Source organism: Streptomyces sp. NPDC048277, from assembly GCF_040652235.1.
Taxonomy (GTDB): domain Bacteria; phylum Actinomycetota; class Actinomycetes; order Streptomycetales; family Streptomycetaceae; genus Streptomyces.
Genome location: NZ_JBEZLQ010000005.1, coordinates 478,477 through 493,607, shown reverse-complemented (window position 1 = coordinate 493,607; position 15,131 = coordinate 478,477). Strand labels below are relative to the sequence as shown.

The 15,131-nt window shown below is 71.1% G+C and carries 13 protein-coding genes; 6 read left to right on the top strand and 7 right to left on the bottom strand.

All coding sequences use genetic code 11. The features are described from left to right. The first annotated feature begins 156 nt into the window (after nt 1–156). Nucleotides 157–372, top strand: coding sequence for a dodecin (locus AB0D85_RS15110; protein WP_362319162.1), 216 nt, complete (start codon nt 157–159; stop codon nt 370–372). Nucleotides 373–387: 15 nt separating this feature from the next. Here the strand turns inward: AB0D85_RS15110 and AB0D85_RS15105 are convergent, their stop codons facing one another. Beyond that, a complete protein-coding gene (locus AB0D85_RS15105; protein ID WP_362319159.1) occupies nt 388–879 on the bottom strand; it encodes an HAD family acid phosphatase in 492 nt (163 codons plus the stop codon). A gap of 122 nt (nt 880–1,001) precedes the next feature. Between AB0D85_RS15105 and AB0D85_RS15100 the strand changes: the two genes are divergently transcribed. Next, the gene (locus AB0D85_RS15100; protein ID WP_362319156.1) at nt 1,002–2,000 is read left to right on the top strand and encodes an LLM class flavin-dependent oxidoreductase; all 999 of its coding nucleotides are present in this window, start codon (nt 1,002–1,004) and stop codon (nt 1,998–2,000) included. On the opposite strand, the gene AB0D85_RS15095 is transcribed toward AB0D85_RS15100, so the two are convergent. Further along, nucleotides 1,997–4,468 carry an AAA family ATPase gene (locus tag AB0D85_RS15095; protein WP_362319153.1) on the bottom strand — a complete coding sequence of 824 codons (2,472 nt, stop codon included), beginning with the start codon at nt 4,466–4,468 and terminating at the stop codon, nt 1,997–1,999. The genes AB0D85_RS15100 and AB0D85_RS15095 overlap by 4 nt on opposite strands. A gap of 189 nt (nt 4,469–4,657) precedes the next feature. Between AB0D85_RS15095 and AB0D85_RS15090 the strand changes: the two genes are divergently transcribed. From AB0D85_RS15090 to AB0D85_RS15080, 3 genes are all read left to right on the top strand, one after another. Continuing rightward, on the top strand, nt 4,658–4,849 hold the full coding sequence (locus AB0D85_RS15090; RefSeq protein ID WP_362319150.1) for an antitoxin: 192 nt from the start codon (nt 4,658–4,660) through the stop codon (nt 4,847–4,849). Nucleotides 4,850–4,923: 74 nt separating this feature from the next. Further along, nucleotides 4,924–7,263, top strand: coding sequence for an excinuclease ABC subunit UvrA (locus AB0D85_RS15085; RefSeq protein ID WP_362319147.1), 2,340 nt, complete (start codon nt 4,924–4,926; stop codon nt 7,261–7,263). A gap of 40 nt (nt 7,264–7,303) precedes the next feature. Further along, complete coding sequence (locus AB0D85_RS15080) at nt 7,304–8,695, top strand: DUF3500 domain-containing protein (RefSeq protein ID WP_362319144.1); 1,392 nt, start codon at nt 7,304–7,306, stop codon at nt 8,693–8,695. Here the strand turns inward: AB0D85_RS15080 and AB0D85_RS15075 are convergent. From AB0D85_RS15075 to AB0D85_RS15055, 5 genes are all read right to left on the bottom strand, one after another. Beyond that, nucleotides 8,650–9,513 carry a lysophospholipid acyltransferase family protein gene (locus AB0D85_RS15075; RefSeq protein ID WP_362319140.1) on the bottom strand — a complete coding sequence of 288 codons (864 nt, stop codon included), beginning with the start codon at nt 9,511–9,513 and terminating at the stop codon, nt 8,650–8,652. The two genes, AB0D85_RS15080 and AB0D85_RS15075, sit on opposite strands and share 46 nt — an antisense overlap. Then, the gene (locus tag AB0D85_RS15070; protein ID WP_362319306.1) at nt 9,513–10,277 is read right to left on the bottom strand and encodes a GNAT family N-acyltransferase; all 765 of its coding nucleotides are present in this window, start codon (nt 10,275–10,277) and stop codon (nt 9,513–9,515) included. The genes AB0D85_RS15075 and AB0D85_RS15070 overlap by 1 nt, the downstream gene beginning before the upstream one ends. A 353-nt stretch (nt 10,278–10,630) precedes the next feature. After that, nucleotides 10,631–11,380: a succinate dehydrogenase/fumarate reductase iron-sulfur subunit gene (locus AB0D85_RS15065; protein ID WP_362319137.1), complete on the bottom strand. Its 750-nt coding sequence runs from the start codon at nt 11,378–11,380 to the stop codon at nt 10,631–10,633. Beyond that, entirely contained in the window at nt 11,377–13,326 is a 1,950-nt protein-coding gene (locus AB0D85_RS15060) for a fumarate reductase/succinate dehydrogenase flavoprotein subunit (protein WP_362319134.1), read from the bottom strand. The genes AB0D85_RS15065 and AB0D85_RS15060 overlap by 4 nt, the downstream gene beginning before the upstream one ends. 1 nt (nt 13,327) lies before the next feature. Continuing rightward, nucleotides 13,328–13,999, bottom strand: coding sequence for a succinate dehydrogenase (locus AB0D85_RS15055; protein ID WP_362319303.1), 672 nt, complete (start codon nt 13,997–13,999; stop codon nt 13,328–13,330). Between the two features lie 119 nt (nt 14,000–14,118). Here AB0D85_RS15055 and AB0D85_RS15050 point away from each other — a divergent pair, with 119 nt between their 5' ends. Continuing rightward, entirely contained in the window at nt 14,119–15,003 is an 885-nt protein-coding gene (locus AB0D85_RS15050; protein ID WP_362319131.1) for a LysR family transcriptional regulator, read from the top strand. Nucleotides 15,004–15,131 lie beyond the last annotated feature (128 nt).

Below are 15,131 nucleotides of genomic sequence, written 5' to 3'. Positions count from 1 at the left end.
CGAGAGCGCCCGTACGGGTGTACGGGATTCTGGTATGGACCAATACGGAGGGTCAAGGGCTGTCAGCGGTTCGGAACCGACACCTCGCGCTCCGCTTCCGGATGGGGCACGGTGGAGTGACGCGTGACGCCCGTCACGGCGGAGAGGAGCACCCGTATGTCGAACCACACCTACCGGGTCACCGAGATCGTCGGCACCTCGCACGAGGGGATCGACCAGGCCATCCGCAACGGTGTCGCACGCGCCGGCCAGACCCTCCGCAACCTGGACTGGTTCGAGGTGACGCAGGTCAGGGGCCAGATCGAGGACGGGCGGATCGAGCACTACCAGGTGGGCCTGAAGGTGGGCTTCCGCATCGAGGACGAGGACTGAGGCCCGCGGTCGGTCTCAGGTCCGCCCCTCCCCCTCCTGGGCCTGCTCCAGCGCGGCCGAGTGCTGGGCCCAGCGGGCCCGTACGACGGTGAACCCGGCCCGTTCGGCGGCGTCGCACACCAGCTCGTCGTCATCGACCAGGACCCGGACCTCGCGCCGTTCGGCGAGGCGGCGCAGGATCTCCAGCTTGGTGTGCCGGGCGGGTCTGCGGTCGGCGTTGCGGCGCATGTGGACGCGCCCCTCGGGCAGCCCGTGGGCGGCGAGCCAGTCCAGCGTGTCGCGCCGGCAGCGCTCGGGCCGCCCGGTGAGATAGACGATCTCGCACTCCTCGGCGGTCGCCGCGGCCAGCGCGACGCCCTGGGCGATCGGCGGATCCTGCGGCGCGGCCGCGAAGAACGCGTCCCAGTCCCTGGGCCTGCTCTCCAGGAACCGCTGCCGGTGCGCGGTGTCGGCGAGGGTGTTGTCGATGTCGAACACGGCGACCGGACGCTTGCTGCTCTCTGTCACGCGGCAACCCTAGTCGCCGGAAATCCGGTTCATCCGCCCGCCGAAGAGTGCCCGGTCCGGGGCCCGCCGCCGACGTGGTGTGACGGCGGGAATCACGGGGCCGCCGGAGCGTTGAACCGTCTGTGAACGCCACCATCGCCAGGACCCGGTTCTCCGTCCTCGACCGCTCGCGCACCCGGGAGGGACACGCGCCCGGCGAGGCGCTGCGGGACACCGTGGCGCTGGCGCGGGAGGCGGAGGCGCTCGGTTATCAGCGTTTCTGGGTGTCGGAGCACCACGGCGTGCCCGGGGTCGCCGGGTCGGCGCCGACGGTCCTGGCCGCCGCCGTGGCCGGCGCGACCCGGACCGTCCGGGTCGGCACCGGCGGTGTCATGCTGCCCAACCACCGGCCTCTGGTGGTGGCCGAGCAGTTCGGGGTGCTGGAGTCGCTGTACCCCGGGCGGATCGACATGGGACTGGGCCGTTCGGTGGGCTTCACCGACGGCGTCCGCAGGGCGCTCGGACACGACAAGGGCGACGCCGAGGACTTCGCGGCACAGCTCGGTGAGCTCCTCGGCTGGTTCGAGGGCACCTCGCCGACCGGGGTGCGGGCCCGCCCGTCGGAGGGGCTGCGCGTACCGCCGTTCGTGCTGGCGATGGGCGAGGGCGCGGACATCGCGGCCCGGGCCGGGCTGCCGATGGTCATCGGGGATCTGCGGGGCCGCGAGAAGATGCGGCGCGGCATCGACCACTACCGGGACCGCTTCCGTCCCTCCCCCTGGGCCGCCGAGCCGTACGTCGTGATCTCGGGCACGATCGCCGTCGCCGGCACCCCCGAGGCGGCACACCGGCTGCTGGTCCCGGAGGCCTGGTCGATGGCGTACTCCCGCACCCACGGCACCTTCCCGCCGCTGCCGTCGGCCGAGGCCGTCGAGGCCCGGACGATGACCGCGAAGGAACGCGGCTTCTACGAGGCCGGCCTCGCCGGTCACATCGCCGGCACCGAGGACCAGGTGGCGCACGAACTGGACACGGTCCTGAAGGAGACGGGCGCGGACGAGGTGCTGGTCACCACCAGCACCTACGACCGCGAGGCCCTGCTGGACTCCTACCGGCGGCTGGCCTCGATCGTGAACTCCTAGACCGTCGCGGGTTTGTCCGAGCGGATCACGATCTGGCCGTCTGCCGCGTCCACCACCGCCCGGTCGCCCGCGACGAGTTGGCCCGAGAGCAGCAGGTCGGCGAGGCGGTCGTCGACCTCGCGCTGGATGGTCCGGCGCAGCGGGCGGGCGCCGAAGTCCGGCTCGTGGCCGAGGTTGGCAAGCAACTCGGCGGCCGTGTCGGTGACTTCGAGGCCGACGTCCTGGGCGTGCAGCCGGCCCCGGGTGTGTTCCAGCAACAGGTCGACGATCTGGCGCAGTTGGGTCCGGTCCAGACCGCGGAAGACGATGATCTCGTCGATGCGGTTCAGGAACTCCGGGCGGAAGTGCTGCTGCAGGGCGGGCATGACCGCCTCGCGGACCTTGGTGTAGTCCTCGGTGCCCGCGGCCAGGATGCGGTCGGCGCCGATGTTCGACGTCATGATGACGACCGTGTTCTTGAAGTCGACCGTGCGCCCCTGGGAGTCGGTGAGGCGGCCGTCGTCCAGGAGCTGGAGCAGGGTGTTGAAGACGTCGGGGTGCGCCTTCTCCACCTCGTCCAGGAGCAGCACGGCGTACGGCTGCCTGCGCACCGCCTCGGTGAGCTGACCGGCCTCCTCGTGGCCGACGTAGCCGGGCGGGGCGCCGACCAGCCGGGAGACCGTGTGGCGCTCCTGGAACTCGCTCATGTCGAGGCGGATCATGCGGGTCTCGTCGCCGAACAGGGCGGCGGCCAGGGCGCGGGCCAGTTCGGTCTTGCCGACGCCGGTCGGGCCGAGGAAGAGGAAGCTGCCGACGGGGCGGTTGGGGTCGCTCATGCCGGCGCGGGCGCGGCGGACCGCGCGGGCGACGGCGGTGATCGCCTCGTCCTGGCCGACGACCCGCTCGTGGAGGTGCTCCTCCAGCTTCATCAGCCGCTCCCGCTCCTCCTCGGTGAGCTCGGCGACCGGGATGCCGGTGGTGCGGGAGACGACCTCGGCGATGTCCTCGGCGGTCACCTTCGGCGCCTGCTCCTCGGCGGTGCCCGCCTGTTCCAGCTCGCCCTCGGCCTCCTTGATCCGGTCGCGGAGTTCCTTGGCGCGCTCGTACTCCTCGTCGGCGACGGCCTGGTCCTTCTCCCGGTTCAGGGCGGCGAGCCGGTCCTCGATGTCCCGGGTGTCGGTGGGCGGGGTCTTGGAGCGCAGCCGGACCCGGGCCGCGCCCTGGTCCATCAGGTCGATCGCCTTGTCGGGCAGGAAGCGGGAGGTGATGTACCGGTCGGACAGCTCGGCCGCCGCGACCACCGCCTCGTCGGTGATACGGACCTGGTGGTGGGCCTCGTAGCGGTCGCGCAGGCCGCGCAGGATCTCGATGGTGTCGTCGACGGTGGGTTCGCCGACCAGGATGGGCGCGAACCGGCGCTCCAGGGCCGCGTCCTTCTCGATGTGCTTGCGGTACTCGTCGACGGTGGTCGCACCGATGAGGTGCAACTCGCCGCGCGCGAGGGCGGGTTTGAGGATGTTGCCGGCGTCGAGGGCTCCTTCGCCACCGCCCCCGGCCCCCACCACGGTGTGCAACTCGTCGAGGAACAACACGAGTTCGTCGCCGTGCTCCTGGACCTCGTCGAGGAGTTTCTTCAGCCGTTCCTCGAACTCGCCCCGGTACTTGGTGCCGGCGACCATCCCGGCGAGGTCCAGGGAGACCAGCCGTTTGCCTTCGAGGGTCTTGGGCACGTCGCCGGCCACGATCCGCTGGGCGATGCCCTCGACGATGGCCGTCTTGCCGACGCCGGGGTCGCCGATCAGCACGGGGTTGTTCTTGCTGCGCCGGGAGAGCACCTCGATGGTCTGCTCGACCTCCTCGTCCCGGCCGATCACCGGGTCCAGGCGGCCGGCCCTGGCGTCCTCGGTGAGATCGCGGCCGTACTCGTCGATGGTCGGCGTGGTGCTGGGCTTCTTGCGTTCCGCCGCGCCCTCGACGGGCATCCGGGTCGGCTCCCAGCCGCTGTCGCCGAGCGCCCGCCCGGCCGTCGACTCCGGGTTCGCGGCGAGCGCGCGGAGCAGGTGCTCGGGGCCGATGTAGGAGGCGCCCTCGGCGCGGGAGATCTGGTAGGCGTCGAGCAGGGCCCGCTTGGCGGCCGGGGTGAGGGCGGTGGGCTCGGTCTTCTCTCCGCCGCCGTGTCCGGCGGTGAGCCGCGCGCGGAGCTGGTCGGGGTCCGCGCCCGCCTCGGTGAGCAGCCGCCGGGTGGAGTCATGGGTGGTGGCGGCGGCCAGTAGATGCCGGGCGTCCAGTTCCTCGCTGCCCTCGACGGCGGCGAGGTCCCGCGCCTCGGCGACCAGTTCCCGGGCCCGCTCGGAGAGCAGGCTGCCGATGTCGACGCGCTGCGGGCGGCGGGCCGGTGCGCCCGGCCCGGATCCGCCGAAGAAGCGGGACATCAGCTCGTCGAACTCCTCGAAGGGACTGCGTCCGAATCCGAAACCGGGAGTGCTCATGTGGCCGGGCCTTTCTGCGGTCGGCGGGAATCCGCGGTTTCCAAGCTCGCACAGGCACGCCGGGCCCGCACGGGGACGCCCGCCGGGCTGCGGACGCGGGCACTCCGGCCGGTACCGCCCCCGAGATGCGGACCGCGCCCCGGCCGGTGACGCTGGGGGAGGAAGCCTCAACCAACGAGGAGGGCTGCCATGTCCATGCTGGACAAGCTCAAGGCGATGCTGAAAGGCCACGAGGACCAGGCCAAACAGGGCGTCGAAAAGGGCGGGGACATGATCGACCAGCGGACCGGCAACAAGTACCAGTCCCAGGTCGACACGGCCCAGAAGCAGGCCGACGACTACATCGACCGACAGCGGAACCAGGGCAACCCTCCGCAGTAGCCGGGGGCCGCCCGGGCTAGGATCGCGGGGTTTGTCCCTGCCCCGCGAGTCGTCCGTCACGGAGTTCCCGTCCGATGCACAGCCCTCACGACCCGTACGTCCGCGTCCGTGGTGCCCGTGAGCACAACCTCAAGGGTGTCGACGTGGACATCCCCCGGGACGTGCTGGCCGTCTTCACCGGTGTGTCCGGCTCGGGGAAGTCGTCCCTGGCGTTCGGCACGATCTACGCCGAGGCGCAGCGGCGCTACTTCGAGTCGGTGGCGCCATATGCGCGCCGGCTGATCCATCAGGTCGGGGCGCCGAAGGTCGGCGAGATCAGCGGGCTGCCGCCGGCGGTCTCGCTGCAGCAGCGCCGCTCGGCCCCCACCTCCCGCTCCTCGGTCGGCACGGTCACCAGCCTCTCCAACTCCCTGCGCATGCTGTTCTCCCGCGCCGGGGACTATCCGCCGGGCGCGGAGCGCCTCGATTCCGACGCGTTCTCCCCCAACACGGCGGCGGGCGCCTGCCAGGAGTGCCACGGCCTGGGCCTGGTGCACCGTACGACCGAGGAGTCACTGGTCCCCGACCCCTCGCTGTCGATCCGCGAGGGCGCGATCGCGGCCTGGCCGGGCGCCTGGCAGGGCAAGAACCTGCGGAACATCCTGGAAACGCTCGGCCACGACGTCGACCGCCCCTGGCGCGAACTCCCCGCCGGGCAGCGCGAGTGGATCCTCTTCACCGACGAGCAGCCGGTGGTCACCGTGCACCCCGTCCGGGACCCGGACCGCATCCAACGGCCGTACCAGGGCACGTACATGAGCGCCCGCCGGTACGTGATGAAGACCTTCTCCGACACCAAGAGCCCGACCCTGCGGGCGAGGGCGGAGCGGTTCCTGATCAGCGCACCCTGTCCGGTGTGCGGTGGCAGCAGGCTGCGGCCCGAGGCCCTCGCCGTGACCTTCGCGGGCCGCACGATCGCCGAACTGGCCGCGCTGCCGCTGACCGGACTGGCCGAACTGCTCGGCGCCCAGGGCGTGTCGGAGACCGCGCGGGTCCTCACCGCGGACCTCACCTCCCGTATCGCACCGGTCGTCGAACTCGGCCTCGGCTACCTCAGCCTGGACCGGGCCACGCCCACGCTCTCGGCGGGCGAGCTCCAACGGCTGCGTCTGGCCACCCAGTTGCGCTCCGGGCTGTTCGGTGTCGTCTACGTCCTGGACGAGCCGTCGGCGGGTCTGCACCCGGCGGACACCGAGGCACTGCTCACCGTGCTGGAGCGGCTGAAGGCGGCCGGGAACTCGGTGTTCGTGGTGGAGCACCATCTGGACGTGGTGCGCGGCGCCGACTGGCTGGTGGACGTGGGTCCGCGCGCCGGGGAGCACGGCGGCGAGGTGCTGCACAGCGGCCCGGTGGCGGGGCTGGCGGCGGTCGCGGAGTCGGCGACCGCCCGCTATCTGTTCGCCCGGGAACCCGCCCCGGTACGCGAACTCCGGTCGGCCAGGGGCTCGTTGAGGATCGGCCCGGTCACCCGGCACAACCTGCGCGCGGTCACCGCCGAGTTCCCGCTCGGTGTCCTCACCGCCGTCACCGGGGTCTCCGGCTCCGGCAAGTCGACGCTGATCGGCGAGATCACCGAGGAGCTGGACGGGGTGGGCCGCCTGGTGTCCGTCGACCAGAGACCGATCGGCCGCACTCCGCGTTCCAACCTGGCCACCTACACCGGCCTGTTCGACGTCGTACGGAAGGTGTTCGCGGCCACCGACCAAGCGCTTGAACGCGGTTACGGCGTGGGCCGGTTCTCGTTCAACGTCTCCGGAGGGCGCTGCGAGACCTGTCAGGGCGAGGGTTTCGTCAGCGTCGAGTTGCTGTTCCTGCCGAGCACCTACGCGCCCTGCCTGGACTGCGGCGGGGCGCGCTACAACCCGCAGACGCTCGAAGTGTCGTACCGGGGACGGAACATCGCCCAGGTGCTGGATCTGACCGTGGAGGGCGCGGCGGAGTTCTTCGCGGACACCCCGGCCGTGGCCCGCAGCCTGGGCACGCTGCTGGACGTGGGACTCGGTTATCTGCGACTGGGGCAGCCCGCCACGGAGTTGTCCGGCGGTGAGGCCCAGCGGATCAAACTGGCCAGCGAGTTGCAGCGCGGCCGGCGCGGCCACACCCTGTATCTGCTCGACGAGCCGACGACGGGACTGCATCCGGCCGATGTCGAGGTGCTGATGCGGCAGTTGCACGGACTGGTCGACGCCGGCCACACGGTCGTGGTGGTCGAGCACGACATGACGGTCGTGGCGGGCGCGGACTGGGTGATCGACCTGGGGCCGGGCGGCGGGGACCGGGGCGGCCGGATCGTCGCGACGGGCCCGCCGGCCGAGGTCGCACGGGCGGCGGGCAGCGTCACGGCACCCTATCTGTCCCGGTCCCTCGCCCGATGATCTTCAGAAACGCTTCAGGTTGCCCCTGGATTTTGGGCGTATGCACGGACACCACCCCCGCACCCCCGAAGCAGAGCGCACCCGCCGCTGGTTCATGAACAAGGCGTTGCTCACCGGCGGTGCCGCCGCGCTGGCGACCATGACCGGCTGCTCCAACGGCTCCTCGAACGCGTCCGGTTCGGCCTCCGGCGCCCCGACCGGCGGCATGCCCTCGGGCGGTCCCGGCGGCTCCGGTGGCATGGGCCCCGGCCAGAGCGAGGTCAAGTACAAGGACTTCGTGGGCGTCACCACGGACGGCAAGGTCGTCGACGACCTGTACTCGATCCACTCCACGGACGTCTCCACGGACAAGGTCGTCAAGGCGGCGCAGGCGTTCCTCGACGGGCTCAGCCAGAAGGAGCGCACGTCCTGCACGTTCGACGTGGACGACGACGAGTGGCTGGCCTGGAGCAACGTCGACGGCTATGAGCGCAAGGGCGTCCGGATGGGTGACATCACGGACAAGAAGCGGGAGTCGGGCTTCGCGCTGCTCGGTGCCGCGCTGTCCGCGAAGGGTCTCACCCAGACCCGCAACATCATGAAGCTCAACCAGTTCCTGGGCGACTACAACGGCGGCAACCGGGAGACCCTCACCGAGGGCGCCTACTTCTTCACCTTCATGGGCACCCCGTCGACCAGCAAGCCGTGGGGTTTCCAGTACGAGGGCCACCATGTCGCCATCAACTACTTCGTCCTCGGCGACCAGGTCGTGATGACCCCGACCTTCATGGGCTCCGAGCCGACCTCGGCCACCTACAAGGGCGAGAAGATCACCCTCTTCAAGCCGGAGACCAGGGCCGGGCTGACCCTGATCCGCTCCCTCACCCCGGCCCAGCGCGCCAAGGTGATCGACTCCAAGGTGAGCAAGTCCGGCACGGACATGAAGGCGGGCGCGGGCTCCGACAACCTGAAGCTCGCCTACCAGGGCCTGCCGGGCTCCGAACTCACCTCCGCACAGCGGGACAAGCTCCTCGCGCTGGTCCGGGTCTACGTCGGCTACATGGACGACGGGCACGCCGAGGTGAGGATGAAGGAGGTGGAGGAGCACCTGGACCAGACGTACTTCTACTGGCTCGGCGGGACCAAGGACACCTCGGCCTTCTACTACCGGGTGCACAGCCCCGTCGTCCTCATCGAGTACGACGCCCAGTCCCCGCTGGCCTACGGCACCAAGACCGGCACCGGCGGGAACCAGCCCACCGGGCAGCTGACGGGACAGCCCACCGGTCAGCCGACGGGCATGCCGACCGGTGGCTCGCCGGGCGGCGGCGGTGGCATGGGCGGCCCGGGCGGCACGCCGACCCAGCAGCACATCCACACCATCATCCGCACGCCCAACGGCGGCGACTACGGGGTCGACCTGCTCAAGCTCCACTTGGAGACCGACCACTGAGAGGCCCGTTCGGGGCTCACCAGGGCCGCGTGCGTCCAGGCCGGCTCGTGGGTCACCGGCTGGGCGGCGCGGGCGAGGGTACGACGGTCCGGGTGGCTGCCGGCCGCTATCAGCGGTCGTATCTCCACCTCGGCCACCAGGCCGCGGGTCGTCACCACTCGCCAGAGGGAGGCCAGCAGCGTGTCCGCGCCGACATAGGCCGGCACGGTGCTGGCCGTCCCGCCTTCCAGCCGGTACTGCAGCCGCACCGGCTGCACGGGCGCGCCGGCGTCCAGCGCGGCCTGGAACACGGCCCGGCGGAACCGGCCCTGGGCCCGGCCGCACCAGGTGCTGCCCTCCGGGAAGGCGACCACCGCGGCGCCCTCCCGCAGCGCCCCCGCGATCCGGCCGACCGTGGCCGGCAGGGCACGCAGCCGGTCCCGGTCGATGAACAGCACCCCGGCCCCCGCCACCAGCGCGCCGGCCACCGGCCACTCGCGGATCTCCTTCTTGGCGAGCATCCGCGCGGGCCGTACGGCGGCCAGCAGCGGGATGTCCAGCCAGGAGATGTGGTTGGCGACCAGGAGCACTCCGCCGGTGCCGGGCGCGCTGCCGGTGATCCGGACCCGGACCCCGGCGGCCCGCACGAGCAGCCGGCAGAACCGCCGCACCCACTCGGCGGGGATCCGCCCGCCGAGCGGGAGCAGCGCGATCGCGATCAGCATCAGGACCACGACCGCGGCGAACCGCAGCACGGCCCGGGGTACGGCCGCGAGGGACCCCGCGCGTTCCACGCACGCGCCCGGGGTGCAGGGCGCGCTGGGCAGCCAGACGCTCATCAGGCCGGGACGAGCGAGAGGAAGTGCCGCAGATAGCGCGCGTTGACGCGGCGCATCGACAGCAGGACGTACATGTCGGCGACCCCGAAGTCCGGGTCGTGCGCGGGCTCGCCGCACACCCAGGCACCGAGGCGGATGTAGCCGCGCAGCAGGGCAGGCAGCTCGGTACGGCCCTCGGGTGCCCGCACGGTGGGCACCCAGGGGTTCAGCGGCCGTACCCGGAACTCCTCCGGGGCCAGGTGCTTGGCCTGCACCTTGTCCCAGGTGGCGGCGGCGAGGGCACCGCCGTCGGCGAGCGGGACCGAGCAGCAGCCGGCCAGCCACTCGTGGCCGCGGTCCACCATGTACCGGGCTATGCCGGCCCATATGAGGCCGATGACGGCGCCGTCGCGGTGGGCGGGGTGCACGCAGGAGCGGCCGACCTCGACCAGGCCGGAGCGGATGTCGGCGAGCGGGCCGAGGTCGAACTCGCCCTCGGAGTAGAGGCGGCCGGCGACCGCGGCGCGCTCGGGCGGCAGCAGCCGGTAGGTGCCGACGACCTCGCCGGTGAGGGCTTCGCGGATGAGGAGGTGGTCGCAGTACGCGTCGAAGGCGTCCACGTCCAGTCCCGGCTGCGGCCCGTCGAGCCGGGCGCCCATCTCTCCGGCGAACACCTGGTAGCGCAGCCTCTGTGCGGCCCGGACGTCGTCCTCGTCACGGGCGAGCTGCACCAGATAGCCGGAGTCCCCGGTTGGGGCGGCGAGAGCGGGGGGTGAGGCGGGCATGGCGGTCATGGAGGTCTCCTGCGCCGAGCGGAAGCTGAGGAAATCTGCACCTGCTTTCTTCCGTGGCAGGCTGGACTCGGCGTGACATGCGCGGGACCCGTGGATGTGCGACTGCTGAATGCCGGGGGTCGGACCGTTTTCGGTCACTCACGGACGTCCGAGAGTAACGCAACCATGATCAGACGGCCGTAAAGAAAAGCGAGACGGGGCCGGCGAGCACCACGCCGACCCCGCCCGTCCGCACGTACCGGCGAACGACCTTGTTTATTTGACGCCCCGAACGTCGGCGCCCCGGCAGGGGCGCGGGGAACTGCGCGACCAGCCCCCACGCACCCGCACCCCGCAACCGCGCGCTACCGCTTCCCCGCCTTCCGGGTAGCCCGCAGCCACTCCCGGTTCATGCTGGTGATCGACACGAGCGGAATCCCCTTGGGGCAAGCAGTCGCGCACTCCCCCGTCAGCGTGCACCCCCCGAACCCCTCCGCATCCATCTGCCCCACCATGTCCAGCACCCGCGTCTCCCGCTCGGGCGCCCCCTGAGGCAGCACGTTCAGGTGATTCACCTTGGCGGACGTGAACAGCATCGCCGCCCCGTTCGGGCAGGCGGCGACACACGCCCCGCACCCGATGCACTCCGCGTGCTCGAACGCGAAGTCGGCGTCGGCCTTCGGCACCGCCGTGGCGTGCGCCTCCGGCGCGGCCCCGGTCGGTGCGGTGATGTACCCGCCGGCCTGGATGATCCGGTCGAACGCCGACCGGTCCACCACCAGGTCCTTGATCACCGGGAACGCGGACGCCCGCCACGGCTCGATGTCGATCGTGTCGCCGTCCTCGAAGGACCGCATGTGCAGCTGGCAGGTGGTGGTCCGCTCGGGCCCGTGCGCGTCCCCGTTGATCACCAGGGAGCACGCGCCGCAGATGCCCTCGCGGCAGTCGTGGTCGAAGGCGACGGGATCCTCACCGCGCAGGATGAGTTCCTCGTTGAGCGTGTCGAGCATCTCCAGGAAGGACATGTCGGAGGAGATGCCGTCCACCTCGTACGTGGACATCGCGCCGTCGGCGTCGGCGTTCCGCTGCCGCCAGACGCGCAGGGTGAGCTTCATGCGTAGCTCCGCTGGGTGGGGTGGACGTACTCGAAGACCAGGTCTTCCTTGTGCAGGGTGGGCGCCTCGCCGGTACCGGTGAACTCCCAGGCGGCCGCGTAGGAGAACTCCTCGTCCCTGCGGGCCGCTTCGCCGTCCGGCGTCTGCGACTCCTCGCGGAAGTGGCCGCCGCAGGACTCGGCGCGGTGCAGCGCGTCGAGGCACATCAGCTCGGCGAGTTCCAGGTAGTCGACGATGCGGTTGGCCTTCTCCAGGGACTGGTTGAACTCCTCGCCGGTCCCCGGCACCTTGATGCGCCGCCAGAACTCCTCACGGATCTGCGGGATGCGCTCAAGTGCCTTGCGCAGTCCCGCGTCCGTGCGGGCCATGCCGCAGAACTCCCACATCAGCTCGCCGAGTTCACGGTGAAACGAGTCCGGCGTACGGTCGCCGTCGACCGACAACAGCAGGTTCAGCCTGTCCTCGGTCTCGGCCAGCACCTCCTGGACGACGGGGTGTTCGGCCGTCACCGCCTCCTGGTGGGGGTTGCGGGCGAGGTAGTCGTTGATGGTGGCCGGGAGGACGAAGTAGCCGTCGGCGAGGCCCTGCATCAGCGCACTCGCGCCCAGCCGGTTGGCGCCGTGGTCGGAGAAGTTCGCCTCGCCGACCGCGAACAGGCCGGGGACGGTGGTCTGGAGGTCGTAGTCGACCCACAGTCCGCCCATCGTGTAGTGCACGGCGGGATAGATCCGCATCGGCACCCGGTACGGATCCTCGTCGGTGATCCGCTGGTACATGTCGAAGAGGTTGCCGTACTTGGCCTCGACGGCCTTCCGGCCCATCCGGTTGATCGCGTCGGCGAAGTCCAGGTAGACGCCCTGCCCGCCCGGGCCGACGCCCCGGCCCTCGTCGCAGACGTTCTTCGCGGCGCGGGAGGCGATGTCGCGCGGGACCAGGTTGCCGAAGGACGGGTAGATGCGCTCCAGGTAGTAGTCGCGCTCGTCCTCGGGGATCTGGTTCGCCGGCCGGGTGTCGCCCTTGGCCTTGGGCACCCAGATCCGGCCGTCGTTGCGCAGCGACTCGCTCATCAGGGTGAGCTTGGACTGGTGGTCGCCGGTGCGCGGGATGCACGTGGGGTGGATCTGGGTGAAGCACGGGTTGGCGAAGTAGGCACCGCGCCGGTGCGCCCGCCAGACCGCGGTGGCGTTGGAGTTCATGGCATTCGTCGACAGGTAGAAGACGTTGCCGTAGCCACCGCTGGCGAGTACGACGGCGTCCGCGAAGTACGTGTCGATCTTCCCGGTGATCAGGTCCCGGGCCACGATCCCGCGCGCCCGCCCGTCGACGACGATCACGTCGAGCATCTCGGTACGCGGATGCATCTCCACGTTCCCGGCGGCGATCTGCCGGCTCAGCGCCTGGTAGGCGCCGAGGAGCAGTTGCTGTCCCGTCTGGCCGCGGGCGTAGAAGGTCCGGGACACCTGGACGCCGCCGAACGAGCGGGTGTCGAGCAGACCGCCGTACTCGCGGGCGAAGGGCACGCCCTGCGCCACGCACTGGTCGATGATCTCGACGGAGATCTGCGCGAGGCGGTGCACGTTGGACTCGCGGGCGCGGAAGTCGCCGCCCTTGACGGTGTCGTAGAACAGCCGGTGGACGGAGTCGCCGTCGTTGCGGTAGTTCTTCGCCGCGTTGATACCGCCCTGGGCGGCGATGGAGTGGGCACGGCGCGGGGAGTCCTGGTAGCAGAACTGGACGACGTGGTAGCCCTGTTCGGCGAGGGTGGCGCCGGCGGAGCCGCCGGCCAGGCCGGTGCCGACGACGATCACGGTGTGCTTGCGCCGGTTGGCGGGGTTGACCAGCTTGGCCTCGAAACGGCGTTTGTCCCAGCGCTCGTTGATGGGGCCGGAGGGCGCCTTGCCGTCGGTGACGGCTTCGCCGGTCGGGTAGTTCACGTAGTCGGTCATGTCAGCTCACCACTCCGGTCATGACGCCCACGGGTACGGCGATGAATCCGGCCGTGAGCAGCAGCGCGAGGACGTTGGCAACGGTCTTCAGGGCGCGGTCGCGGGTGCGGCTGCCGACGCCGAGGGTCTGGGCGGCGCTCCAGAAGCCGTGCCGCACGTGCAGGCCGAGCGCGAGCATCGCGACGATGTAGATGACGTTGCCGTACCAGGTGGAGAAGGTGTCCACGACGTTCTGGTACGGGTGGCCCTCCTGGAAGCCGCCGGAGTGCACGGTGCCGGTGGTCAGGTCGAGGATGTGCCAGACGATGAACAGGGCGAGGATGATCCCGCCCCAGCGCATCGTGCGGGTGGCGTAGGACGCCCGCGGCTTCTTGTGCACGTACTTGCTGGGGCGTGCCCTGAGGTCGCGGCGGCTGAGCTGGTAGGCGGACGTGGCGTGGGCGACCACGGCGACGACCAGGACGATCCGGACGAGCCAGAGCGTCCACTCGTAGTGCATGAACGGTTCGCCGATGGTGCGCAGCCAGTGGGCGTAGTGGTTGAAGTCGCCCGCCCCGAAGTAGATCTTCAGGTTCCCGTACATGTGTACGACCAGGTAGAGCAGCATGATCAGGCCGCTGACGGCCATCACCGTCTTCTTGCCGACGGAGCTGTCCCACATCGTGCGTGCCATGGACGGCCGTCGGTCCGTCCGCGTTGCCAGAGCCATGCCCAGGACGGTAGGGCCGAACGGCCCCATCGGTCCAAGACATGGTACGGCTTGATTCGATAGCCAGAAGCTATCGTGTCACCATGCAGTTCCAGCAACTTCAGTACTTCGTCGCCGTGGCGGAGACCCGCCACTTCACCCGGGCCGCCGAGCTGGTCCATGTCGCCCAGCCGTCGCTGTCCCAGCAGATCAAGGCGCTGGAACGGGAGCTGGGGGCGGATCTCTTCCTGCGCGCACGGGGGAACATCACACTCACCGACGCGGGCGAGGCGCTGCTGCCGCTGGCCCGGCGGATCCTCGCGGACGCGGACACCGCGCGGCACGAGGTGCAGGAGCTGGTGCAGCTCAGGAGCGGGCGGGTGCGGCTGGGGGCGACGCCGAGTCTGTGCACCGGCCTGCTGCCGGACGTGCTGCGGGCGTTCCACGACCGCTACCCGGGGATCCAGCTGCTGATCGAGGAGAGCGGGTCCCATGATCTCGTACGGGAGCTGGCGCGCGGGGCGCTGGACCTGGCGCTGATCGTGCTGCCGCTGCCGCCGGGGTCGCCCGCGCTGACCACGGTCGAGCTGCTGCGGGAGGACCTGGTGGTGGTGTCCTCGCCCGAGGCGACGGTGCCGGGGCGGGGGCGCGGCGGGGTGAAGATCTCCGATCTCGAGGGTGAGCGGCTGGTGATGTTCCGGCACGGGTACGACCTGCGGGAGCTGACCGTCGCGGCGTGTCGCTCCGCTGGGTTCGAGCCGGGGTTCGCCGTGGAGGGGGGCGAGATGGACGCGGTGCTGGGGTTCGTGCGGGCGGGGCTGGGGGTGGCCGTGGTGCCGCGGATGGTGGCGGCGCGGTCGGGGCGGGGGTTGCGGGTCACTCCGTTGGCCCGGCCGGGGCTGTACCGGACCATCGCGCTGGCTCACCGGAGTGATGTGGCTCCGCCTCGGGCCGCGCGGGAGCTGCAGAGGATGCTGTTGGAGAGGTGACGGAGCGTGGTTGTCCGCGGGTGCGTTGTGGCCGGTCGCGCAGTTCCCCGCGCCCCTTCAGGGGCGCCACGTGTACGCCCCTGAAGGGGCGCGGGGAACTGCGCGAGCAACCACCCGCAGCCTGCACG